At 71.2% G+C, this 24271-nt stretch carries 22 protein-coding genes and 2 pseudogenes; 19 read left to right on the top strand and 5 right to left on the bottom strand.

Annotated features, from left to right (window positions below; translation table 11 throughout):
- Positions 1-5: 5 nt before the first annotated feature.
- Positions 6-746, bottom strand: a complete 741-nt coding sequence (locus ACZ4SA_RS08115) for an MBL fold metallo-hydrolase (protein ID WP_468271055.1) — start codon at positions 744-746, stop codon at positions 6-8.
- 190 nt (positions 747-936) lie between these two features.
- Between ACZ4SA_RS08115 and hrcA the strand changes: the two genes are divergently transcribed.
- From hrcA to ACZ4SA_RS08070, 9 genes are all read left to right on the top strand, one after another.
- Entirely contained in the window at positions 937-1962 is a 1026-nt protein-coding gene (gene hrcA / locus ACZ4SA_RS08110; protein ID WP_468271054.1) for a heat-inducible transcriptional repressor HrcA, read from the top strand.
- Positions 1963-3099: a molecular chaperone DnaJ gene (gene dnaJ, locus ACZ4SA_RS08105; protein ID WP_468271052.1), complete on the top strand. Its 1137-nt coding sequence runs from the start codon at positions 1963-1965 to the stop codon at positions 3097-3099.
- A gap of 464 nt (positions 3100-3563) precedes the next feature.
- The gene (locus tag ACZ4SA_RS08100) at positions 3564-4640 is read left to right on the top strand and encodes a nitronate monooxygenase (protein WP_468271050.1); all 1077 of its coding nucleotides are present in this window, start codon (positions 3564-3566) and stop codon (positions 4638-4640) included.
- A complete protein-coding gene (locus tag ACZ4SA_RS08095; RefSeq protein ID WP_468271048.1) occupies positions 4637-5380 on the top strand; it encodes a 16S rRNA (uracil(1498)-N(3))-methyltransferase in 744 nt (247 codons plus the stop codon). The genes ACZ4SA_RS08100 and ACZ4SA_RS08095 overlap by 4 nt, the downstream gene beginning before the upstream one ends.
- Before the next feature lie 78 nt (positions 5381-5458).
- Positions 5459-5980, top strand: a complete 522-nt coding sequence (locus ACZ4SA_RS08090) for a hypothetical protein (protein WP_468271046.1) — start codon at positions 5459-5461, stop codon at positions 5978-5980.
- 45 nt (positions 5981-6025) lie between these two features.
- On the top strand, positions 6026-9232 hold the full coding sequence (locus ACZ4SA_RS08085; protein ID WP_468271044.1) for a S41 family peptidase: 3207 nt from the start codon (positions 6026-6028) through the stop codon (positions 9230-9232).
- 242 nt (positions 9233-9474) lie between these two features.
- Positions 9475-9834 (top strand): histidine triad nucleotide-binding protein, encoded by a 360-nt coding sequence (locus ACZ4SA_RS08080; protein ID WP_468271042.1) that lies wholly within the window; start codon positions 9475-9477, stop codon positions 9832-9834.
- Between the two features lie 6 nt (positions 9835-9840).
- Positions 9841-10755, top strand: coding sequence for a ribonuclease Z (locus ACZ4SA_RS08075; protein ID WP_468271041.1), 915 nt, complete (start codon positions 9841-9843; stop codon positions 10753-10755).
- Between the two features lie 31 nt (positions 10756-10786).
- Positions 10787-11788: an adenosine deaminase gene (locus tag ACZ4SA_RS08070; protein WP_468271242.1), complete on the top strand. Its 1002-nt coding sequence runs from the start codon at positions 10787-10789 to the stop codon at positions 11786-11788.
- A gap of 56 nt (positions 11789-11844) precedes the next feature.
- On the opposite strand, the gene ACZ4SA_RS08065 is transcribed toward ACZ4SA_RS08070, so the two are convergent.
- The gene (locus ACZ4SA_RS08065) at positions 11845-13146 is read right to left on the bottom strand and encodes a YncE family protein (protein ID WP_468271040.1); all 1302 of its coding nucleotides are present in this window, start codon (positions 13144-13146) and stop codon (positions 11845-11847) included.
- Between the two features lie 153 nt (positions 13147-13299).
- Between ACZ4SA_RS08065 and ACZ4SA_RS08060 the strand changes: the two genes are divergently transcribed.
- Positions 13300-13947 (top strand): TetR/AcrR family transcriptional regulator, encoded by a 648-nt coding sequence (locus ACZ4SA_RS08060; protein WP_468271038.1) that lies wholly within the window; start codon positions 13300-13302, stop codon positions 13945-13947.
- 103 nt (positions 13948-14050) lie between these two features.
- On the opposite strand, the pseudogene ACZ4SA_RS08055 reads toward ACZ4SA_RS08060, so the two are convergent.
- Positions 14051-14373, bottom strand: a pseudogene (locus tag ACZ4SA_RS08055) (enolase C-terminal domain-like protein); the annotation flags it as partial.
- A 51-nt stretch (positions 14374-14424) separates the two neighbouring features.
- Here ACZ4SA_RS08055 and ACZ4SA_RS08050 point away from each other — a divergent pair.
- From ACZ4SA_RS08050 to era, 8 genes and pseudogenes are all read left to right on the top strand, one after another.
- Positions 14425-15534: a carbohydrate kinase family protein gene (locus ACZ4SA_RS08050; RefSeq protein WP_468271036.1), complete on the top strand. Its 1110-nt coding sequence runs from the start codon at positions 14425-14427 to the stop codon at positions 15532-15534.
- A gap of 170 nt (positions 15535-15704) precedes the next feature.
- The gene (locus tag ACZ4SA_RS08045; protein WP_468271034.1) at positions 15705-16727 is read left to right on the top strand and encodes a PhoH family protein; all 1023 of its coding nucleotides are present in this window, start codon (positions 15705-15707) and stop codon (positions 16725-16727) included.
- 12 nt (positions 16728-16739) lie between these two features.
- Positions 16740-17237 (top strand): rRNA maturation RNase YbeY, encoded by a 498-nt coding sequence (ybeY, locus tag ACZ4SA_RS08040; protein WP_468271032.1) that lies wholly within the window; start codon positions 16740-16742, stop codon positions 17235-17237.
- Entirely contained in the window at positions 17234-18532 is a 1299-nt protein-coding gene (locus ACZ4SA_RS08035) for a hemolysin family protein (protein WP_468271031.1), read from the top strand. The genes ybeY and ACZ4SA_RS08035 overlap by 4 nt, the downstream gene beginning before the upstream one ends.
- 32 nt (positions 18533-18564) lie before the next feature.
- A complete protein-coding gene (locus ACZ4SA_RS08030) occupies positions 18565-18918 on the top strand; it encodes an MmcQ/YjbR family DNA-binding protein (RefSeq protein ID WP_468271240.1) in 354 nt (117 codons plus the stop codon).
- 105 nt (positions 18919-19023) lie between these two features.
- Positions 19024-19252 (top strand): annotated as a pseudogene (locus ACZ4SA_RS08025) (XRE family transcriptional regulator); the annotation flags it as partial.
- Between the two features lie 26 nt (positions 19253-19278).
- The gene (locus ACZ4SA_RS08020) at positions 19279-19632 is read left to right on the top strand and encodes a cytidine deaminase (RefSeq protein ID WP_468271029.1); all 354 of its coding nucleotides are present in this window, start codon (positions 19279-19281) and stop codon (positions 19630-19632) included.
- A 136-nt stretch (positions 19633-19768) separates the two neighbouring features.
- On the top strand, positions 19769-20710 hold the full coding sequence (gene era / locus ACZ4SA_RS08015) for a GTPase Era (RefSeq protein WP_468271027.1): 942 nt from the start codon (positions 19769-19771) through the stop codon (positions 20708-20710).
- A gap of 81 nt (positions 20711-20791) precedes the next feature.
- Here era and ACZ4SA_RS08010 read toward each other — a convergent pair whose 3' ends face one another.
- Positions 20792-21058 (bottom strand): protealysin inhibitor emfourin, encoded by a 267-nt coding sequence (locus ACZ4SA_RS08010; protein ID WP_468271025.1) that lies wholly within the window; start codon positions 21056-21058, stop codon positions 20792-20794.
- 85 nt (positions 21059-21143) lie between these two features.
- Positions 21144-22205, bottom strand: a complete 1062-nt coding sequence (locus ACZ4SA_RS08005) for a M4 family metallopeptidase (RefSeq protein ID WP_468271023.1) — start codon at positions 22203-22205, stop codon at positions 21144-21146.
- A gap of 295 nt (positions 22206-22500) precedes the next feature.
- Here ACZ4SA_RS08005 and leuA point away from each other — a divergent pair, with 295 nt between their 5' ends.
- The gene (leuA, locus tag ACZ4SA_RS08000; RefSeq protein WP_468271021.1) at positions 22501-24264 is read left to right on the top strand and encodes a 2-isopropylmalate synthase; all 1764 of its coding nucleotides are present in this window, start codon (positions 22501-22503) and stop codon (positions 24262-24264) included.
- The last annotated feature ends 7 nt before the right edge of the window (positions 24265-24271 follow it).

Raw genomic sequence — 24271 nt, 5'->3', positions numbered from 1 at the left:
CCGCCCTACGACACGCCGAAACGAGCTGCCAGCGCATCCCGTTGAGCCCGCACGAACCCCGCGTCCACCGCCGCCCCGTGTCCGGGCACGTACAGGGCGTCCTCGCCGCCGAGCGAGAGAAGCCGCTCGAGTGCCGCGGGCCAGCGGGACAAGATGGCGTCCGGGCCGGCCTGCGGCTCACCGGACTCCTCCACGAGGTCGCCGCAGAAGACCACCTCCGGCTTGCCCGGCACCAGCAGCGCCAGGTCGTGGCCGGAGTGGCCGGGGCCGACGTTGGCCAGTAGTACCTGGCGTCCCCCCAGCTCCAGCGTCCACTCGCCGCACACGCTGTGCTGCGGGGGCACCAGCAGGTCGGCGGCCTCCGCCGCGTCGTCCGGTGCGACTCCGTGCCGCACCGCGTCGGCGCGGATCACGTCCCGGTCCCGCCGCAGCAGCGCGTCCATGCCCACCGCGCCGTAGACCTCAGCCCCCGCGAAGGCCGCCGTGCCCAGCACATGGTCGAAATGGGGATGGCTCAGTGCGATGTGCGTCACCCGCCGGATCCGTCGGCCCCGCAGGCCACCGAGCAGAGCCTGCACCTCGGCCCGTACCTCGGCGCCCTCGCGGACCGTGGAGCCGCTGTCGAACAGCAGCACCGCGTCCTCGCCGACGACCAGACCGACGGTCGCGTCCCAGCGGGGCATACGGCGACGGCCGACCCCGTCGGCCAGTCGTTCCCAGCCGAGGTCTTCCCAACTGACGTCCATGCGGCGACGCTATCCGCAACACGTTCGCATCGACCTTGGCGGGCCCCTGACACAGCGTGTCCGACCGCACGGTCGGCCACCCTTGCTACCCCCGTACCCGGCGGCCGTACACTGGCCGGGGGAATGCTGGCACTCGGGCGCACCGAGTGCCAAGCCACACACGAGGAACCACAGATGGAGGTGCGCACGAATGCTCAGCGAACGCAGGCTCGAGGTGCTGCGCGCCATCGTCCAGGACTATGTCGGCACCGAGGAGCCCGTCGGCTCCAAGGCGCTCACCGAGCGGCACCAGCTCGGCGTCTCCCCGGCCACCGTCCGCAACGACATGGCCGTGCTGGAGGAGGAGGGGTTCATCGCCCAGCCTCACACCAGCGCCGGCCGGATTCCCACGGACAAGGGGTACCGGCTGTTCGTCGACCGGCTGGCAGGCGTCAAGCCGCTGTCGTCGCCCGAGCGCCGCGCCATCCAGAACTTCCTGGACGGGGCGGTCGACCTCGACGACGTCGTGGGCCGTACGGTGCGGCTGCTGGCGCAGCTGACCCGGCAGGTCGCCGTCGTCCAGTACCCGTCGCTGACGCGGTCCACGGTCCGGCATGTGGAGCTCCTCTCCCTCGCGCCCGCCCGACTGATGCTCGTGCTGATCACGGACACCGGCAGGGTCGAGCAGCGCATGATCGACTGCCCCGCGCCGTTCGGCGACACCTCGCTCGCGGACCTGCGGGCCCGGCTCAACAGCCGGGTCGTGGGACGCCGCTTCGCGGATGTGCCGAAGCTGGTGCAGGACCTTCCCGAATCGTTCGATCACGAGGACCGCGGCACCGTCTCCGTGGTGCTCTCCACGCTGCTCGAGACCCTGGTCGAGGAGACCGAGGAGCGGCTCGTGATCGGCGGCACCGCCAATCTGACCCGCTTCGCGCACGACTTCCCGCTGACCATCCGGCCGGTGCTGGAGGCGCTGGAGGAGCATGTGGTGCTTCTCAAACTGCTCGGCGAGGCGAAGGAATCGGGCGGCATGGGCATGACCGTACGGATCGGTCATGAGAACGCCCACGAAGGACTCAACTCCACGTCCGTGGTCGCTGTCGGCTACGGTTCGGGCGACGAGGCAGTTGCCAAACTCGGCGTGGTCGGACCGACCCGCATGGACTACCCCGGAACGATGGGAGCGGTACGCGCAGTGGCACGTTACGTCGGACAGATCCTGGCGGAGTCGTAAGTGGCCACGGACTACTACGCCGTACTCGGCGTGCGCCGCGACGCATCGCAGGACGAGATCAAGAAGGCCTTCCGCCGCCTCGCGCGCGAACTCCACCCGGATGTGAACCCGGATCCGAAGACGCAGGAGCGCTTCAAGGAGATCAACGCCGCGTACGAGGTGCTCTCGGACCCGCAGAAGAAGCAGGTCTACGACCTCGGCGGAGACCCGCTCTCGCAGGCCGGAGGCGGCGGCGCGGGTGGCTTCGGCGCGGGTGGCTTCGGCAACTTCTCCGACATCATGGACGCGTTCTTCGGTACGGCCTCGCAGCGCGGGCCCCGCTCGCGTACGCGGCGCGGCCAGGACGCGATGATCCGTCTGGAGATCGACCTCAACGAGGCCGCCTTCGGCACGACCAAGGACATCCAGGTCGACACGGCCGTCGTCTGCACCACCTGCTCGGGTGAGGGCGCGGCGCCGGGGACCTCGGCGCAGACCTGTGACATGTGCCGCGGCCGCGGCGAGGTCTCGCAGGTGACGCGGTCGTTCCTCGGCCAGGTCATGACGTCGCGGCCGTGCCCGCAGTGCCAGGGCTTCGGCACGGTCGTGCCCACCCCGTGCCCGGAGTGCGCCGGCGACGGCCGCATCCGCTCGCGGCGGACGCTGACCGTGAAGATCCCGGCCGGTGTCGACAACGGCACGCGCATCCAGCTCGCCGGCGAGGGCGAGGTCGGCCCCGGCGGCGGCCCCGCGGGAGATCTGTACGTCGAGATCCACGAGGTCGCCCACCCCGTCTTCCAGCGGCGCGGCGACGACCTGCACTGCACGGTGACGATCCCCATGACGGCGGCGGCGCTGGGCACGAAGTGCCCGCTGGAGACGCTCGACGGCATCGAGGAGGTCGACATCCGGCCGGGCACCCAGTCGGGGCAGTCGATCCCGCTGCACGGGCGCGGCATCACGCACCTGCGCGGTGGCGGGCGCGGCGACCTGATCGTGCACGTGGAGGTCACGACGCCGACGAAGCTGGATCCGGAGCAGGAGCGGCTGCTGCGGGACCTGGCGAAGCTGCGTGGCGAGGAGCGGCCGACGGGTCAGTTCCAGCCGGGGCAGCAGGGGCTGTTCTCGCGCCTGAAGGACGCGTTCAACGGGCGCTAGTGCTGTGACCGGAAAGGTTCACCGGCTCGCGACGCCCGGCACGACACCTCGCTGCGTTGTCGCATCACCCAAGTACATCCAGTACGCGGGAGATCCTCCGCCTTGCGATGCACCGCACCGGACGCCGCGAGCTTTCCGGCAAACCTTTCCGGCCACAGCACTAGCCTGGCGGGCGCGGCCGCTGCGGACCGTTTTCCAACCGGGCTCGCCCGGACCCGTACCGCGCTGCGCGCGGTGTCCTCAACCGCCGGAGGGGCTGGATTCCACGGCCTCCCCGGCGGTCGAGGCGCGGGACGGGCGCCGGGCCGCAGGGCCCGGACGGAGCCCGGTTCCGGGACGGGGTACCTCCCAGGCCGTCAGGCCGGACGAGGCGGGCGGGGCGAGGGACGAGCCCGCCGCAGGTGCCGCGCACACCCCGGAACGGGGGATTCGGCCGCCCGGCCGGGACGTGGCACGATGCCTGCATGTCCTCCGCGCTGACCGATCTCTGCCGTCATCCGATCGTGCAGGCCCCCATGGCAGGCGGCGCTTCCTGCCCGCAGCTGGTCGCGGCCGTCTCGGAGACCGGCGGGCTCGGGTTCCTCGCCGCCGGGTACAAGACGGCGGACGGGATGTACCAGGAGGTCAAACAGGTCCGCGGGCTCACCGCCCGTCCCTTCGGCGTCAATCTGTTCATGCCGCAGCCCGGCACCGCCGACCCCGCCGCCGTCGGTGTCTACCGGGATCAGCTGGCCGGTGAGGCCACGTGGTACGAGACCCCGCTGGGTGACGCCGACTCAGGTCGGGACGACGGCTACGACGCGAAGCTCGCCATACTGCTCGACGATCCCGTCCCCGTCGTCTCGTTCACCTTCGGCTGCCCTCCGCGCAGCGTGCTCGAGTCCTTCACCAAGGCGGGCACGTTCACCGTCGTCACCGTCACCACGCCCGAGGAGGCGCAGGCCGCGCAGTGGGCCGGCGCCGACGCCGTGTGTGTGCAGGGCATCGAGGCGGGCGGGCACCAGGGCACCCACCGGGACGACCCGGCGACCGACGGAGCCGGTCTGGGGCTGCTCGCGCTCCTCGAACTGGTCAAGGAATCCGTGCAGTTGCCTGTGATCGCGGCCGGGGGTCTGATGCGCGGCAGCCAGATCGCCGCGGTCCTGGCGGCGGGCGCGAGCGCCGCGCAGCTCGGCACGGCGTTCCTGGTGTGCCCGGAGTCGGCGGCGCACGCGCTGCACAAGCGGGCCCTGACCAATCCGCTGTTCGTACGGACCGAACTGACCCGCGCGTTCTCCGGGCGGCCCGCGCGGGGGCTGGTCAACCGGTTCATGCGGGAGCACGGGCCGTATGCCCCCGCCGCGTATCCCGAGGTGCATCACATGACGAGTCCGTTGCGCAAGGCCGCGGCCAAGGCGGGCGACGCACAGGGCATGGCGCTGTGGGCAGGGCAGGGCCACCGGCTGGCCCGCGAGATGCCCGCCGCCCAGCTGGTGGGGGTGCTCGCGGCCGAAACCGACTCGGCGCGGGCCGCGTTCGCGCTCGGCGGTGGTGTGCGATGACCGCTCCTGTTTTCCTCGTCGAGTCGCTCGAAGGCGTCGCTCCGGGCGCGGCCGTCACCCTGGACGGCCCCGAGGGCCGGCACGCCGTGTCCGTACGCAGGCTCCAGCCGGGTGAGGAGATCGTCCTCACCGACGGCCGGGGCCGCGGAGCCGCAGGCGCCGTCGTCTCGACGGAGGGCAAGGACCGTCTTGTCGTCGAGGTGCGCGACTGCCGTGAGGAGCCGGATCCGACGCCGCGCATCACCGTCGTGCAGGCGCTCCCGAAGGGCGACCGCGGCGAACTCGCCGTCGAGACCATGACCGAGACCGGTGCGGACGCGGTCGTCCCGTGGTCGGCGGCCCGTTGCATCACCCAGTGGAAGGGCGAACGCGGGGCCAAGTCGCTGGCCAAGTGGCGGGCGACGGCCCGTGAGGCGGGCAAGCAGTCGCGCAGGCTCCGCTTCCCCGAGGTCGCGGAGGCGTCGACGACCAAGCAGGTGGCGGCACTTCTGGCGGCGGCCGACTTCGCGGCGGTGCTCCACGAGGAGGGCGCACAGCCGCTGGCGACGGCCGATTTGCCGGCGGAGGGTTCCATCGTGCTGGTGGTCGGACCGGAGGGCGGGGTGTCGCCGGAGGAGCTGGCCGCCTTCGCCGAGGCGGGAGCGAAACCGTACCGGCTGGGCCGCAGCGTGCTGCGCACCTCCACGGCCGGTACGGCGGCGACGGCGCTGCTGCTGGGGCGCACCGGCCGCTGGTCCTGAACACCGGGTGCCGCCCAGTGGTGTGAACTGGCGTCAACCCCTCTTCTCCCGCAGGGGAGCCGGTGGCACTCTGCCACCATGACGGCGTCAAGACGCACCCTGCCCCTGCTCGCCGCCTGCGCGGCGGCGGTCGCCGGCGTCACCGCGTGCGAGCCGGTGGCCGGCGGGCTCAACTCCGCCGCGGTCGCCATCACCACGGACCGCACGGCGACCAGCACTCTCGAGCGGCTCACCTTCGACGTGGCCTGGTTCAGCTGTACCGCGAAGGCCGATGCCTCACCCGCGCCCGCGCCCGCGGCCTCCGGCACCCCCGCCGCGCCCCGCAGCGCCACCGTCGACTGCCAGGGAGAGACCGAATCCGGCCAGGACATCACCCTCACCGGCAAGGTGACCGAGGAGCGCGCCGGTAAGTGCGTCCGCGGTGACATGACCGCCAAGGTCGACAAGAAGGTCGTCTTCCAGGCGACCATGCTCGGCGACTGCGACGCCGCCACCCCGAGCAGCGCCCCGCCCCGGCCGGAACAGCCACGGCCCGGGCAGCCTCGGCCGACCGTCACCGTCACCGTCACGGAAACGGTGACCGCCGTTCCGGCCAAGTGATCCGAAACCCTCCCGACACGGCTCCCACCTGCCTAGGGTGACGGTGTGACGCACCCTGCCTACCTCCGGTATCCGCATCTGCACGGCGAGTTGATCGCCTTCACCGCCGAGGACGACGTCTGGGTCGCGCCGCTCGACGGCGGCCGGGCATGGCGCGTGAGCGCCGACAACATGCCCGTGAACCATCCCAGGATCTCGCCCGACGGCACACACGTCGCCTGGTCCTCGTACCGCGACGGCGCCCCCGAGGTCCACCTCGCCCCCGTCGACGGCGGCCTCTCGGACCGGCTCACCCACTGGGGCAGCAACAGGACTTCGGTGCGGGGATGGACCCCCGACGGCCGGGTGCTGGCGCTCACCACCCACGGTCAGGCGTCGCTGCGCCGCACCTGGGCGCACGCGGTGCCGCTCGACGGCGGACCCTCCGAGACCCTCCCGTACGGGCCGGTCGGCGCCGTCGCGTTCGGCGGCCCGCATACGCTGCTGCTGTCGGCCACCATGGGCCGCGAGGCCGCCGCCTGGAAGCGCTACCGCGGCGGCACGGCGGGCAAGTTGTGGATCGACCGGGACGGCGAAGGGGACTTCGCACGCCTCCACGAGGACCTCGACGGGAACATCGAGTACCCGCTGTGGGTGGGCGACCGCGTCGCCTTCCTCTCCGACCACGAGGGCGTCGGTGCTCTGTACTCCTCCCTGCCCGACGGCTCGGACCTGCGCCGCCACACCGGCGTCGACGGCTTCTACGCACGCCACGCCGCCACCGACGGCACCCGCGTCGCCTACGTCGGTGCGGGCGAGCTGTGGATCGTCGATGACCTGGACGGCGCCGAGCCGCGCCGCCTCGACATCCGGCTCGGCGGGCAGCGCACCGACCTGCAGCCCCGGCCCGTGGACGCCGACCACGACTTCGGCGCGGCGGCCCCCGATCACACGGGCCGGGGCAGCGCCGTGGAGATCCGGGGCGGCATCCACTGGGTCACCCACCGCGAGGGCCCGGCGCGTTCGCTCGCCACCGAGCCCGGGGTACGGGCCAGGCTGCCGCGCACCTTCCGGGCCGACGGCGAACAGCACGTCGTCTGGGTGACCGACGCGGAGGGTGACGACGCCCTGGAGTTCGCACCCGCCACCGGCACCGCGGCCGGCGCCACCCCGCGCCGGCTCGCCGCGGGCCGGCTCGGCCGCGTACTGAGCCTGGCCGTCGCCCCCGACGGCAGCCGGGCCGCCGTCGCCTCGCACGACGGCCGGGTGCTGCTCGTCGAACGCGAGACGGGCGAAGTGCGCGAGGTCGACCGCAGCGAGCACGGCGACGCCGACGGTCTCGTCTTCTCGCCCGACTCGGCCTGGCTCGCCTGGTCGCACCCCGGCCCCAACCCGCTGCGGCAGATCAAACTCGCCAACACGGGTGATCTGACCGTCTCCGAGGCCACGCCGCTGCGTTTCGCCGACTTCCAGCCCGCCTTCACCCTCGACGGCAAGCACCTCGCGTTCCTGTCGGAGCGGGCCTTCGACCCCGTCTACGACGCGCACGTCTTCGACCTGGCCTTCGTCGGCGGCTGCCGGCCGCATCTGATCACCCTGGCCGCGGCCACGCCCTCGCCGTTCGGGCCGCAGCGGCACGGCCGGGCCTTCGACGCTGACAAGGACGGCTCCTCGGAGCAGGAGGAGGGCGCGGCGCCCGTCACCCGTATCGACCTCGACGGGCTCGCGGACCGCATAGTGCCCTTCCCCGTCGAGGCCGCCAGCTACTCGGGTCTGCGTGCTGCCAAGGACGGCCTGCTGTGGCTGCGCCACCCACTGCGCGGCGTCCTCGGCGCAGGCCGCGCCACGCCGGACGCACCGGGGCCGAAGACCACCCTGGAGCGATACGACCTGGGACAGCAGCGGGTCGAGGAACTCTCCTCCGACGCGTCCTACTTCCGCGTCACCGGCGACGGCAAGCGGGTCCTGCTGTGCACCGGCGGCAAGCTCAAGGTCGTCCCCAGCGACCGTGACGTCTCGCACGACGACAACGACAACGACGGCGGCGCGAGCGTCACCGTCGACCTGTCCCGGGTGCGCCGCAGCGTCGAACCGGCGGCCGAGTGGCGGCAGATGTACGCCGAGGCCGGCCGGCTGATGCGCGACCATTTCTGGCGGCCGGACCTGGGCGGCGTCGACTGGGACGGGGTCCTCGAGCGCTACCGGCCCGTCCTCGACCGGGTCGCCACCCATGACGACCTGGTCGACCTGTTGTGGGAGGTCCAGGGCGAGCTGGGGACCTCGCACGCCTATGTCATGCCGTACGGCGGCCACGGCGACGCGTCCACCCGGCAGGGGCTGCTCGGCGCGGACATCTCCCGTACGGACGAGGGCACATGGCGCATCGATCGCATCCTGCCGTCAGAGACCTCCGACCCGAACGCGCACTCGCCGCTCGCCGCGCCGGGTGTCGCCCTGCGCGCCGGCGACACACTGCTCGCCGTCGACGGCCGGCCCGTCGACGAGGTCAGGGGACCGGGGCCGCTGCTCGTCGGCGCGGCCGGCAAGCCCGTCGAACTGACCGTGTCCCCGGCGGGCGGCGGCGACCCGCGGTACGCGGTCGTCGTCCCCCTCGCCGACGAGGAACCCCTGCGCTACCACGCGTGGGTCGCCGGCCGCCGCGCCTACGTCCACGAGCAGTCCGGCGGCCGCCTCGGCTATCTGCACGTCCCCGACATGCAGGCCCCCGGCTGGGCCCAGATCCACCGCGACCTGCGGGTCGAGGTGGCACGGGAGGGGCTGGTCGTGGACGTACGGGAGAACCGCGGCGGCCACACGTCGCAGCTGGTCGTCGAGAAACTGGCCCGGCGGATCGTCGGCTGGGACCTGCCGCGAGGAATGCAGCCGTCCAGCTACCCGCTCGACGCGCCGCGCGGTCCGGTCGTCGCTGTCGCCAACGAGTTCTCCGGGTCCGACGGCGACATCGTCAACGCGGCGATCAAGGCGCTAGGCATCGGGCCCGTCGTCGGCACGCGCACGTGGGGCGGCGTCGTGGGCATCGACAGCCGCTACTCGCTGGTCGACGGGACGCTGGTCACCCAGCCGAAGTACGCGTTCTGGCTGGAGGGTTACGGATGGGACGTGGAGAACCGGGGCGTCGACCCGGACGTCGAGGTCGTCACGGCCCCCCAGGACCACGCGGCCGGCCGTGACCCGCAACTGGACGAGGCGATCCGCATGGCGCTGGAGTCCCTGTCCCAAACGCCGGCGAAGCAACCGCCGACGCTCCCGTAGCGCGGCGCTGTCTCTACCGGCCCGGGGCTCGTCGGCCATGGGAGGCCCGGCCCTTGCCCGGCGCAGGCCGGCCCTTGCCGGGGGCTGGCCCGTCCCGGGTGCCCGGCCCGGCGTCGCACGACCGGCCCTGCCCGGCCCTTGCCCGCCCCGGGCACCTCCCGCCCCGGGTACCCGTGCCCGGGAGGGGCCGGTCGCCGATACGATGCGTGTGGAAGTCGTCGGAGTGCGAGGAGGGCCCGGGAATGGCCGGTGAACCGCAGGCGGACTGCCTGTTCTGCAAGATCGTCGCCGGGGAGGTGCCCGCCACCGTCGTGCGGGAGACGGAGACCACCGTCGCCTTCCGCGACATCAATCCCCAGGCCCCCACCCACGTCCTCGTCATCCCCAAGGCGCACTACGCGGACGCCGCCGACCTCGCCGCCCGCGCACCGCAGCTCGCCGCCGACGTGCTGCGGGAGGCCGGGCAGGTCGCCGCCGACGACAAGGTGGTCGAGAGCGGGTACCGAGTCGTCTTCAACACCGGTGCCGGGGCCGGGCAGACCGTCTTCCACGCCCACGCACACGTGCTCGGAGGCCGCGGCCTCGAATGGCCCCCGGGATAGTCCGCCTTGTCCGTACGGGAACTCGTGGTGCTGGGCACCGCCAGCCAGGTGCCGACCCGGCACCGCAACCACAACGGCTATCTGCTCCGCTGGGACGGCGAGGGGCTGCTCTTCGACCCCGGCGAGGGCACGCAGCGCCAGATGCTCCGCGCCGGCGTGTCCGCGCACGACATCAACCGGATCTGCGTCACCCACTTCCACGGTGACCATTCCCTCGGTGTCGCCGGGGTGATCCAGCGGATCAACCTCGACCAGGTGCCGCATCCGGTGTCCGCGCACTATCCGAAGAGCGGGCAGCGCTTCTTCGACCGGTTGCGGTACGCGACGGCGTACCGCGAGACGGTGAGGCTCGTCGAGGCGCCGGTCCCGGTCGCCGCCGACGGCGTCGTCGCGCGGACCGGCGCGTACACCCTGTACGCGCACAAGCTCTCGCATCCGGTGGAGTCGTTCGGCTATCGCCTCGTCGAGCCGGACGGCCGCCGGATGCTGCCGCAGAAGCTGGCGGCGCACGGCATCGCGGGCCCGGACGTGGGGCGGATCCAGCGGGAGGGCATGCTCGGCGGGGTGTCCCTGGACGACGTGAGCGAGGTCCGCAGGGGTCAGCGTTTCGCGTTCGTGATGGACACCCGGCTCTGCGAGGGCGTCCACGTGCTCGCGGAGGGCTGCGACATGCTGGTCATCGAGTCGACGTTCCTCGACGAGGACAGCCATCTGGCGACCGAGCACGGGCATCTGACGGCGGGCCAGGCGGGCGGCGTGGCCCGGGACGCGGGCGTACGCCATCTCGTCCTCACGCACTTCTCCCAGCGCTACACCGACGCCGCCGCGGACTTCGAGCGGCAGGCCAGGGCCGCGGGGTTCGACGGCGAGGTGACCGTCGCAAGGGACCTGTGGCGCATCCCGATGCCCAAACGGTCCTGAGGCCGCCGCGGCCTAGGATGGGGCCATGGTCATGCACCTCCCCAAGGCCGAACTCCACCTTCATGTCGAAGGCACCCTCGAGCCCGAGCTCGCCTTCGAGCTCGCCGCGCGCAACGGTGTCACGCTGCCCTTCGCGGACACCGAAGAGCTGCGCCGGGCCTATCTGTTCAAGGATCTGCAGTCGTTCCTCGACCTGTACTACGGGTTGATGGCCGTGCTGCGCACCGAGGACGACTTCGCGGATCTGGCCGACGCGTATCTGGAGCGGGCCGCCGCGCAGGGCGTGCGGCATGCGGAGATCTTCTTCGACCCGCAGGCGCACACCACCAGGGGCGTGTCGATGGGCACGGTCGTGGAGGGGCTCGGCCGTGTGCTCGACCGGTCCGAGGAGCGGTACGGCGTCTCCACCCGGCTGATCATGTGCTTCCTGCGCGACGAGTCCGCCCAGTCGGCGCTCGCGACGCTGGAGGCGGCGAAGCCGTATCTGCACCGGATCACCGGTGTGGGTCTCGACTCCGCGGAGGTGGGCCATCCGCCGTCGAAGTTCCGCGCGGTGTTCGAGGCGGCGGCGGCGCTCGGCCTGCGCAGAGTGGCGCACGCGGGCGAGGAGGGACCGCCCGCCTACATCGTGGAGGCGCTCGACGTCCTCGGCGTCGAGCGCGTCGACCACGGGCTGCGCTGCATGGAAGACGCGGGGCTGGTCGCACGGCTGGTGCGTGAGCGGATCCCGCTCACGCTGTGTCCGCTGTCCAACGTGCGGCTGCGCACCGTCGACGTGCTGGAGGACCATCCGCTGGCGCGGATGATGGACGCCGGCCTGATGTGCACGGTCAACTCGGACGACCCGGCGTACTTCGGTGGCTATGTGGGGGACACGTTCCACGCGGTGCACGAGGCGCTGGGGCTCGGGGACGAGCAACTGCGCGAGCTGGCCCGCAACTCGTTCCTGGCGTCGTTCCTGGACGACGACGAGGAGCGGCGGGCGCGCCTGCTGACCGAGGTTGAGGCGTACGAGTTCGAGCACGCCGGCTAGAAGCGGGTCGGGCCGGGAAGCGGGTCCGGCCCGGTCCGGACCCGCTCGTGGTGCGCTCAGCCGGCGGCCGGGCCCGTCCAGCCGGCCGGGACATGGGCGATGCGGACCCGCTGGGGGTGGTCTCCGACGGAGACGGTGGCGACCTTCTTGCCGGTGGCGAAGTCGATCGCGGTGACGGCGTCGGAGCCGCTCTCGGAGATGACACAGGACTTGCCGTCGCCGCTGACCGTCGCCCAGTAGGGCTTGGAAGCGGTCACCAGCGGGCTCTCCCGCAGGGTCGCGCGGTCGACGATGGTGGCGTAGTCGTCCATGGTTCCGGCGATGCAGAGCTTGTCACCCGCGGGGCTCATGGACATGCCGTGGTGCCGGGAGTCGTTGACCCACGTGGCGCGGTCCTCGCTGGTCGCGGGGTTCTTGGGGAGCGTCTTGGCCCTGGTGATCTTGTCCGCCGCCACGTCGTACTCGAGGAAGCCGTTGAAGAACGACACCTGGAAGTAGAGCTTCGACTCGTCCGGGGTGAAGGCGACGGGCCGGACCGAGTCGGAGAGGTCCTCGCGGCCGAAGGCGTCGAGCCGTTCGCGCATGTCGATGACCTTGACCTGCTGGAAGGTCTGCGCGTCGACGACGGTGATGCGGCGGTCGCCCTTGGTCCAGTCGAGCCACGGGGCGTCGAGCGCGGTGTTGACCTCACCGATCGACATGTTCCAGAGGTACCTGCCGCCGTCGGTGAAGACGTTCTCGTGCGGCTTGTCCCCGGTCTTGAACGACCCCATCTGCTCGCCGGTTTCGATGTCGAGGACGTGCACGGTGTTGGAGGTCGAGGCGGAGACGGCGACCCGCTTGCCGTCGGGGGAGACGGCCATGTGGTCGGAGCGGAAGCCGGAGACGGGGAAGCGCCAGTCGATCTTTCCGGTGGCGAGATCGATGGAGACGACGTCGGCGAAGCTGGGCCGGGAGACGACCATGGCGGAGCCGTCGGGCGTTGCGTACATGTCGTCGACGAACTGGTCGTGACCTTCGCCGGGGCCCTGGCGGATGCCGAGGAAGAAGGCCAGCTTGACGGGGTTGAGGTAGATCTCGGTGAGCCGCTGTTCCTTGTCGGGGATGACGTTGACCCGCCCGATCTTCGCGAAGTCGCCCCGGGCCTCGATGACATCGGCGGTCCCGTCCCAGTTGTTGCCGACGAACATCACCTCCCGCAGGCCGTCCGCGGCCCGGTCATCGACGCCCTGCGGCGCGGTCGCCGCCGACGCCGCGGACGCGGGGGCCGCCGCGGTTGCCGTCACCGAACCGGTCGCGGCGAGTGCCAGGGCGGCGACGACCGCACCCGCGGCCCGCCTGGTGCTGGATTGAGACATCGTCGTTCCTTCCACGGGGGCGTCCCGACAGCGGGCGCGCAGTCTGAAAACGGGTCCGTTCAGATTGGCTACTGGAAAGTAACGAGGAGTGGCAGGCTCCACAAGACTCCGGACGCGTTGAAAATGAGTCCGCGATCGACGAGGGAGGCACCAGTGGGCGGCAGGCTCAGACAGCCGACGGGCCGTTACGGGGGCCGGTCGGCAGAGGAACGGCAGGCCGAGCGCCGCCGGCGGTTCCTCGACGCCGGTCTGCTCCTCTTCGGCGACACCCCGGGCTACCGCGCGACGACCGTCGCGGCGCTGTGCGATGCGGCGGGGCTCTCCACACGGCAGTTCTACGAGGAGTTCCGGACGCTCGAGGACGTGCTGGCCGCGCTGCATCTCCAGGTCAACGACTGGGCCGAGCAGGCGGCGCTCGCCGCGCTCGCGGAGGCGGCCGACCTGCCGGTGGCGGAGCGGGCGACGGCGGTCTTCCGCGCGTACGCGGCCAATGTGACGGGCGATCCGCGGCGCATCCGGATCACGTTCATCGAGATCATCGGCGTCAGCCCGCAGATGGAGCGGCAGCGGCTCACCCGGCGCGCCCGCTGGGTCGACTTCATATGTGCGCAGGCCGAGGACGCCGTGCAGCGGGGAGAGGCGGAGCCGCGCGACTACCGGGTCGCGGCGGCGGCGTTCATCGGCAGCGTCAACGGCCTGCTCCACGACTGGACGGCCGGATGGGTTGACGCGACGCTCGACGAGCTCGTGGACGAGTTGGTCCGGATGCTGCTGGGCATCCTCCGACCGGTCACGCCGTAGCGCCGCCTGCCGTGGAGCGCCCCGCTCAGAGCCACCTGCCGTGGAGACCGCTGTTCAGCCCGCTGGGCAGTGCCCGTTCAGCTCGTTGGACAGCCCGCACCGTTCACCGGCGGGGCACGGCGGGGGTGACCCAACCCGGTTCGGCGACGCGCATCGCCGCCGCGTCGTCGCGCTCGCACATCGTGCCGTCGTCGTCCAGCCATCGCCGCTGCAGGCGGGCCGGCCTGCAGCGGTCCAGGTCGACACCGAGGCCGGGCCGGCCGCTCACCGTGAGGCGCCCGTCCCGGAAGGAGAGCCGCTCGGTGATCACGTCCTCCGTCTGCCACGGGAGTGGCTGTCGCAGGCGTGGTCCAGGTTCGTGACGACGGCCGCGACATGCGTCATCGCGGCGAGGCCGATGCCCGGATGCGTGCTGGAGTGCATGGAGTGCTTTCGGGCAGACTGGCTTGAACTGCATCACGTACGGGAGCGCGCACGGTGATCACTCGCAACGGAGAGCAACTGCGGCACTCGGCCTGCCTCGACCCCCTGGCGGCTCTGCGTGCGCCGGACGATCCCGGCTGCGACGTCTACCTCACCGGCAGCGTCTTCCTCGACATCATCTTCACGGGCCTCGACTCCGCGCCCGTGCGCGGCACCGAGTCATGGGCGCGCGGCATGGGATCCAGCCCCGGCGGCGTCGCCAACATGGCCACCGCCCTCGCCCGGCTCGGGCTGCACACCTCTCTCGCGGCGGCTTTCGGGGACGACCACTACGGCGAGTACTGCTGGGACGCCCTCGAACAGGGCGAGGGCATCGATCTGGCCCTGTCCCGTACGGTCCCGGGCTGGCACTCCCCGGTCACCGTCTCCATGGCGTACGAGGGCGAGCGGACGATGGTGACCCACGGCCACGAGGCGCCGCCGCACGAGTCGGCCCCCGCCTGCCCGCCGCCCGCCCGCGCCGCGGTGGCGTCCCTCGTGCCCGGCACCCGCGCCGAGTGGATCGCCCAGTCCGCCCGCAAGGGCACGCGGATCTTCGCGGACGTCGGGTGGGACGAGTCGGGCCGCTGGGACCCGGACGACCTCGCCGACCTGGAGCACTGCGAGGCGTTCCTGCCCAACGCGGCAGAGGCGATGCGCTACACCCGCACGGACTGCCCGCGTGCCGCCGCCCACACTCTGGCGGACCGGGTCCGGCTCGCCGTCGTCACCCTGGGTGCGGAGGGCGCCTACGCCGTGGACGGCGCCACCGGCGAGAGCGCGGAGGTGCCCGCCATCTGTGTGGAGGCGCTGGACCCGACGGGTGCGGGGGACGTCTTCGTGGCCGGATTCGTCACCGGCACGCTGGCGGGGTGGCCGCTCGCCGACCGGCTGGCGTTCGCCGGGCTGACCGCGGCGCTGTCGGTGCAGGAGTTCGGCGGGTCACTGTCCGCGCCCGGCTGGTCGGAGGTCGCCGCGTGGTGGCAGTCCGTCCAGTCCGCACCGGACCAGGACCCGGCCGCCCTGCGCCGCTACGGCTTCCTGGAGGGCCTGCTGCCCGCGCCGGTCCGGCCGTGGCCCCTGCGGCGGGCGGTGCCGACCATCGGTTTCGGCCGCTCGGTCTGAGGCGCGCCCGCCCGCCGGGAACCGGGCTGCACGGGGCCGGTGGGGAGGGCGCGGGCCGTGGGAAAAGCCTTCGGTCCTGTCAGTGGCACGTCGTACCCTGGGTGTTCCAGAGGTTGTCGAGCAGCGAGAACCCTGCAACGGGAGGTATGTGCAGGCCACAGAGCCGGCCCATGACTCAGACACCCATTGACCAGACACCGGCGCCGGACCAGGCACGAGCCCACTTCACCGTCCCCGCCAAGCATCCGATGGTGACGGTCCTCGGCTCGGGTGACGCCTTGCTGCGCGTGATCGAGAAGGCCTTCCCGGCGGCCGACATCCATGTCCGGGGCAATCAGGTCAGCGCGGTCGGCGATGCGCGGGAAGTCGCTCTGATCCAGCGCCTGTTCGACGAGATGATGCTCGTGCTCCGCACCGGGCAGCCGATGACGGAGGACGCAGTGGAACGCTCGATCGCCATGCTCAGGGCGGCCGAGGAAGGCTCTGGAGAGGCCGTGCCGGAGACGCCGGCAGAGGTCCTCACCCAGAACATCCTCTCCAGCCGCGGCCGCACCATCCGCCCCAAGACGCTCAACCAGAAGCGTTACGTCGACGCGATCGACAAGCACACGGTCGTTTTCGGCATCGGCCCCGCCGGTACCGGCAAGACGTACCTCGCCATGGCGAAGGCGGTCCAGGCGCTCCAGTCCAAGCAGGTCAACCGCATCATCCTGACCCGCCCCGCCGTCGAGGCGGGTGAGCGCCTCGGCTTCCTGCCCGGCACGCTGTACGAGAAGATCGACCCGTATCTGAGGCCGCTGTACGACGCGCTGCACGACATGCTCGACCCCGACTCGATCCCGCGCCTGATGGCCGCGGGCACGATCGAGGTCGCGCCCCTGGCGTACATGCGAGGACGTACGCTCAACGACGCGTTCATCATCCTCGACGAGGCGCAGAACACGAGCCCCGAGCAGATGAAGATGTTCCTCACCCGGCTCGGCTTCGACTCGAAGATCGTGATCACCGGCGACGTCACCCAGGTCGACCTGCCCGGCGGCACGAAGAGCGGCCTGCGCCAGGTCCAGGACATCCTGGACGGCGTCCCCGATGTCCACTTCTCACGGCTCACGTCGCAGGATGTCGTCCGGCACAGGCTGGTCGGCCGTATCGTCGACGCGTACGAGAAGTACGACGACCAAAACGGGAAGTAGCAAACGCGCACCATGTCGATCGACGTCAACAACGAGTCCGGAACCGAGGTCGACGAGCAGGCGATCCTCGACATCGCCCGCTACGCGCTCGCGCGGATGCGTATCCACCCGCTCTCCGAGCTCTCGGTGATCGTCGTGGACGCCGAAGCCATGGAGCAGTTGCACATCCAGTGGATGGACCTGCCCGGTCCGACCGATGTCATGTCCTTCCCCATGGACGAGCTCCGTCCCCCGGTCAAGGACGACGAGGAGCCCCCGCAGGGGCTCCTCGGTGACATCGTGCTCTGCCCCGAAGTGGCGAAGAAGCAGGGCGAAGAGGCCCCGACGCAGCACTCCATGGACGAGGAGCTCCAGCTCCTGGCCGTCCACGGGGTGCTGCACCTGCTCGGGTACGACCACGAGGAGCCCGACGAGAAGGCCGAGATGTTCGGCCTGCAGGCCGCGATCGTCGACGGCTGGCGGGCGGAGAAGGGCCTGACCGGTCCCTCGCCGGCGCCGACCGTCTCATGAGCGGCCAACTGATCGCGGGCGCCGTCGCGCTGGTCGTCGTCGCCTGGCTGGCAGCCTGCGCGGAGGCCGGCATCGCCCGCGTCTCCAGCTTCCGCGCCGCCGAGGCCATACGGGCGGGGCGGCGCGGCGCCGACAAGCTCCAGCAGGTCGCCGCCGACCCGACCCGCTATCTCAACGTCGCCCTGCTGGTGCGGGTCGCGTGCGAGATGGCCGCCGGGGTGCTCGTCACTTACGGATGCCTCGAGGAGTTCGAGGAGACCTGGGCGGCGCTGCTCGTCGCCATGGCCGTCATGGTGCTGGTCAGTTATGTCGCCGTCGGCGTCTCCCCGCGCACCATCGGCCGCCAGCACCCCCTCAACACGGCCACCGCCTCCGCGTACGTGCTGCTGCCGCTGGCCCGCGTCATGGGCCCGGTCCCGCAGCTGCTGATCCTCATCGGCAATGCGCTGACCCCCGGAAAGGGCTTCCGCAAGGGGCCGTTCGCGTCGGAGGCCGAGCTGCGCGCGATGGTCGACCTCGCCGAACAGGAGTCGCTGATCGAGGACGAGGAGCGCCGCATGGTGCACTCCGTCTTCGAGCTCGGCGACACACTCGTCCGCGAGGTGATGGTGCCGCGCACCGACCTCGTCTCGATCGAGCGCTACAAGACCGTCCGCCAGGCACTGACGCTGGCGCTGCGCTCCGGTTTCTCCCGCATCCCCGTCACCGGGGAGAACGAGGACGACATCGTCGGAGTCGTGTATCTCAAGGACCTGGTCCGCAAGACGCACATCAACCGCGACGCCGAGGCCGACCTGGTCTCCACGGCGATGCGGCCCGCGGTGTTCGTGCCCGACACGAAGAACGCGGGCGATCTGCTGCGCGAGATGCAGCAGAAGCGCAACCACGTCGCCGTCGTCATCGACGAGTACGGCGGCACCGCCGGCATCGTCACGATCGAGGACATCCTCGAGGAGATCGTCGGCGAGATCACCGACGAGTACGACAGGGAGCTGCCGCCGGTCGAGGAGCTGGGCGACGGCCGCTTCCGCGTCACCGCCCGCCTCGACATCGGCGACCTCGGTGACCTGTACGGAGTGGATGAACTCGACGACGAGGACGTGGAGACGGTCGGTGGCCTGCTGGCCAAGGCATTGGGCCGCGTCCCGATCGCGGGCGCGGAAGCGGTTGTGGATCTGCCGGACGGCCGCGCGCTGCGGCTGACCGCGGAGTCGCCCGCCGGCCGCCGCAACAAGATCGTCACGGTGCTGTCGGAACCGGTGAAGCAGGTGACGGAGGAGGAGCCGGCGAGATGAGCGGTACGAGGGGCAAAAGCGACACGAGGGGCTTGACGGCGCAGGAACTGCGAGCGTTCTGCCTTGACTTCAACGAAGCGGTGGAGGAGTTCCCGTTCGGTCCCGAGACGTCGGTCTTCAAGGTCCTCGGCAAGATGTTCGCCCTCAGCGCGCTGGACGCCACACCGCTGACGGTCAACCTGAAGTGCGACCCGGATCTAGCGGTGCAACTGCGGGCGGAGCACCCGGGGATCGTGCCCGGCTGGCACATGAACAAGCGGCACTGGAACACGGTGGCGGTGGCCGAGCTCCCGGCGCGGCTGGTGCGGGAGTTGACGGAGGACTCGTACGACCTGGTGGTGGCGGGGCTGCCACGGGCGGACCGGCTGCGCCTGGACCGGCCATGAGTCCGTGTCGACGTCGGCCGAGCAGGACGACATGAAGGCGTACCGCCTGGGGGAGCTGCGCGAGTTCCTGATGAGCAGACGCGCCCGGATAACCCCGGCCGAGGGGAGCTGCGCGACGTCGCGCCCGGCGGTCAGATCCGCAAGGAGATGGAGCACCCGCTGGAGGGCCGGCTCGTCGTCGAGTCCACCCAGCTGAAGGTGTGCCGGCCCGTCCGGACGTGGTCGTCGTCGTGCACACCCGGTGCCGGACGCGGCGACGGACACGGCGGCGAAGCCGGCCTGGCCGGCGAGCCCCGAGGGCCGGCGCGGCTCGATGTATCCCGTGGCGGGGTGATCACCGTGCCGATCTATGCTCAAGGCATGACGCAGAGCACCGACCTCGGCCCCGAGGACCGCAAGATCATCACGCTGGCGCGCAGCGCCCGGGCCCGCAACGGTGTGGCCGAAGGCGCCGCCGTGCGCGACGAGACCGGCCGCACCTATGTCGCCGGGACCGTTGCCCTGGACTCGCTCAAGCTCAGCGCGCTGCAGACCGCGGTAGCCATGGCCGTTGCCAGCGGCGCCAAGTCGCTGGAGGCCGCCGCGGTCGTCTCCGACGCCGATGCCGCCTCGGAGGAGGACCGCGCGGCGGTACGGGACCTGGGCGGTGCCGGGACCCCGGTGCTGCTGGCGGGCCCGGACGGTGAGCTGAAGGCCGTGGTCACGGCGGGCTGAAGGCCCGTCGTCACGACAAAGCCACGGTCACGGCGGGCATTCGGGGCGGTCTCCCCGTGGCCGTGGCGCAGTCCGTCACGCGTGCCCGGCGGCGGCGCGTGACGGAGGGCCGCCGGCATCAGGGACAATGGGCGCCATGAGCGCGCGTACCCAGTCTTCCGAAGCCCCCCATCGGGCCGGCTTCGCCTGCTTCGTCGGCCGCCCGAACGCGGGCAAGTCCACCCTCACGAACGCTCTGGTCGGCCAGAAGGTGGCGATCACCTCCACCCGGCCGCAGACGACCCGGCACACGGTGCGTGGGATCGTGCACCGCCCGGATGCGCAGCTGATCCTGGTGGACACCCCGGGGCTGCACAAGCCGCGCACGCTGCTCGGTGAGCGGCTCAACGACGTCGTGCGCACGACGTGGGCCGAGGTCGACGTGATCGGCTTCTGCCTGCCCGCGGACCAGAAGCTCGGCCCCGGCGACCGGTTCATCGCCAAGGAGCTGGCCGGGATCAAGAAGACGCCGAAGGTCGCGATCGTCACCAAGACGGACCTCGTCGACTCCAAGACGCTGGCCGAGCAGCTCCTCGCGATCGACGCGCTGGGCAAGGAACTGGGCATCGAGTGGGCGGAGATCGTGCCGGTCTCCGCCGTCGGCGACTCACAGGTGCAGCTGGTGGCCGATCTGCTGGTGCCGATGCTTCCCGAGAGCCCGCCGCTCTACCCGGAGGGCGACCTCACGGACGAGCCGGAGCAGGTCATGGTCGCGGAGCTGATCCGCGAGGCCGCGCTGGAGGGAGTGCGGGACGAGCTGCCGCACTCGATCGCGGTGGTCGTCGAGGAGATGCTGCCGCGCGAGGACCGCCCGGCGGACCGTCCGCTGCTGGACATCCACGCCAACGTCTACATCGAGCGCCCCAGCCAGAAGGGCATCATCATCGGCCCGAAGGGCAAGCGCCTGAAGGAGGTCGGCACGAAGTCCCGCAAGCACATCGAGGCGCTCCTGGGCACGCCCGTCTTCCTGGACCTCCATGTGAAGGTCGCCAAGGACTGGCAGCGCGACCCCAAGCAGTTGCGGAAGCTGGGTTTCTGAGCCGGACGACCGGCCGGGCGACGGGCGACGAGCCGGAGCGCGCCGCCCGTTCTGTGGCGGCGTGCCTGGATACGGCCCACGTCACCCCCCTTCCTTGAGCACCAGCGAGATCAGGTGCCGCTGGGCCTCGGTCAGCCGCGGGTCGGAGCAGTAGACCGTGCGCCCGTCGACCGTGAGCTGGTAGCTGAAGCCGTCAGGGACCCCGATGGGCGGGGTCTGTCTGCCCTCGGCGACCGCCTGTTCGGCCAGCGCCTGTACCTCGTCGGCATCAGCCCGCCCCGAGGTGTCGACCTCGGCGAGACGCTCGATCCCGGCGAATCCTCCCGTACGCCTTACCTGGATACGCATGGTTCCCGTTGTAGTACGGAACGGGGCCGGGCGACACCCGGGAGCGACCCGCCGGCACGGCACTCCCCGGCCCCTCCGCCGGACGTCAGTCGGCCGTGTCCACGCCGACCTGCGACCACGCCTTCAGGACCGCCTCGTACTCCTGTCCCTCGCCGTACCGCTCACGCGCCGCGGACACCGTGAGGCGGGCGAAGCTCGCGAAGTCGGCGTCAACCTGCAGATCGCCGCCGGTCAGCACGTCGAACCAGATCTGCCCCGCCCGCTCCCATGCCCGACCGCCCAGCCGGGTGGCGAGCAGGTAGAAGGCGTGGTTGGGGATGCCCGAGTTGATGTGGACGCCGCCGTTGTCGCGTCCCGTGCGGACGTAATCCTCCATCGTCGCGGGCTGCGGGTCCTTGCCGAGCACATCGTCGTCGTACGCGGTTCCCGGGGCTTTCATGGAGCGCAGTGCGACGCCGCTGACGCGCGGCGTGAGCAGGCCGGCGCCGATCAGCCAGTCCGCCTCCTCCGCGCTCTGCCCGAGCGTCCGCTGCTTCACCAGCGAGCCCATCACGTCCGACACCGACTCGTTGAGCGCTCCGGGCTGGCCGAAGTAGCTCAGGTTGGCCGCGTACTGGGTCAGGCCGTGCGCCAGCTCGTGCGCGATGACGTCGACCGCGACCGTGAAGTCGAGGAAGATCTCGCCGTCACCGTCGCCGAACACCATCTGCTCGCCGTTCCAGAACGCGTTGCCGTACTGCTCGTCGTAGTGCACGGAGGCGTCCAGCGGCAGGCCCGCCCCGTCGATCGAGCTGCGGCCGTACGCGGTCAGCAGCTCGAAGGTCGCGCCGAGGCCCGCGTACGCGCGGTTGACGGTCGAGTCCTTGACGGCTTCTTCGCCCTCGCCGCGGGCGCGGGTGCCGGGCAGCGCCGTGCCGTTGTGTGCGTCGTGGACGGTGCGGCGCGGTCCGTCGGCGGGTGACGCGACCGCGCGTGCGACGGCGCCGACGACGGTCGTCAGCCGGCGGCCGGTGCGCTGTGCGGCGTCGGCCTGCAAGGTGCGACGGGCGGGGCCGGAGACCGCCCGGTCGTCGGCGCGGGCGAGATTGTCGAGGATGTGCGGCGGGACGATGCCGCAGAAGACGGGGGTGCGGGTGCGGATATCCATGTGCGGCAATGTGGCATCGGGTGAGTTGTCTGTCACGGAAAGCGAGGTCGATTAATGAAATGGAGTGGTCTGCCACATTTGACCGTTACCGTTCGGTCGTCCCGCATACTGGAACGGGACCCACGCTCCCGCCGCGGCTCAGCTAGCCTGCTGTGCATCATGCGTTTCGGGCTGCTTCTTCTTAGCTGCCGCGGCGAGGGCCTGTAGTCGTAGGCCGACCCCCTCCCCGCGGAGTCTGGTGCTGCTTCGACACAGTCGGCCGTCCCTCTCCGAAGGACCCGAGGAGCCCTACGCAATGTCTCAGTCGCAGTGGATCGGCCGTCCCACCCCGATCACCAACACGACACACGCCCAGAAGCCGTCCGGCATGCCGGTCCACAAGTACGGCCGCTACGAGGCCGTCGAGATCCCCGACCGCACCTGGCCCGAGCAGCGGATCACCAAGGCCCCGCGCTGGCTGTCCACGGACCTGCGTGACGGCAACCAGGCACTGATCGACCCCATGAGCCCCGCCCGCAAGCGCGAGATGTTCGACCTGCTGGTACGCATGGGCTACAAGGAGATCGAGGTCGGCTTCCCGTCGTCCGGCGACACGGACTTCGCCTTCGTACGCTCCATCATCGAAGAGGGCGCGATCCCCGACGACGTCACCATCTCCGTGCTGACGCAGGCCCGTGAGGACCTGATCGAGCGCACCGTCGAGTCGGTCGTGGGCGCCAAGCGGGCGACCGTGCACCTGTACAACGCCACCGCGCCCACCTTCCGCCGGGTCGTCTTCAGGGGCTCGAAGGACGACATCAAGCAGATCGCCGTCGACGGCACCCGCCTGGTGATGGAGTACGCGGAGAAGCTGCTGGGCCCCGAGACCGCCTTCGGCTACCAGTACAGCCCCGAGATCTTCACCGACACCGAGCTGGACTTCGCCCTGGAGGTCTGCGAGGCGGTCTGCGACGTGTGGCAGCCGGGCCCGGGCCGCGAGATCATCCTCAACCTGCCCGCCACCGTCGAGCGCTCCACGCCGTCCACGCACGCCGACCGGTTCGAGTGGATGTCGCGCAATCTGACCCGGCGCGAGCACGTGTGCCTGTCCGTCCACCCGCACAACGACCGCGGCACCGCCGTGGCCGCCGCCGAACTGGCGATCATGGCCGGCGCGGACCGTATCGAGGGCTGTCTGTTCGGGCAGGGCGAGCGCACCGGCAACGTCGACCTGGTCACCCTCGGCATGAACCTGTTCTCCCAGGGCGTCGACCCGCAGATCGACTTCTCCCAGATCGACGAGATCCGCCGCACCAGCGAGTACTGCAACCAGATGGAGATCCACCCCCGCCACCCCTATGCGGGCGACCTGGTCTACACCGCCTTCTCCGGCTCCCACCAGGACGCCATCAAGAAGGGCTTCGACGCGATGGAGGCGGACGCCGCCGCCGCCGGAAAGAGTGTCGACGACATCGAGTGGGCCGTGCCGTACCTGCCGATCGACCCGAAGGACGTCGGCCGCTCCTACGAGGCCGTCATCCGCGTCAACTCGCAGTCCGGCAAGGGCGGTATCGCCTACGTCCTGAAGAACGACCACAAGCTGGACCTGCCGCGCCGGATGCAGATCGAGTTCTCGCGGATCATCCAGGCCAAGACCGACACCGAGGGCGGCGAGGTCACGCCGGCCGCGATCTGGTCCGTCTTCCAGGACGAGTACCTGCCGAACCCGGACAATCCGTGGGGGCGCATCCAGATCCGCTCCGGCCAGACCACCACCGACAAGGACGGCGTCGACACGCTGGCCGTCGAGGCGGTCGTCGACGGCGTGGAGACGATGCTGACCGGTTCCGGCAACGGTCCGATCTCCGCTTTCTTCGAGGCGCTGAACGCCGTGGGCGTCGATGTACGCCTGCTGGACTACCAGGAGCACACGATGAGCGAGGGCGCGTCCGCGCAGGCCGCCTCCTACATCGAGTGCGCGATCGACGGCAAGGTGCTGTGGGGCATCGGCATCGACGCCAACACGACCCGCGCCTCCCTGAAGGCGGTCGTCTCCGCCGTCAACCGCGCGACCCGTTAGTACGCCG

It is taken from the genome of Streptomyces sp. NPDC027962, from assembly GCF_055566095.1.
This window is presented reverse-complemented; position numbering and strand designations above follow the sequence as displayed.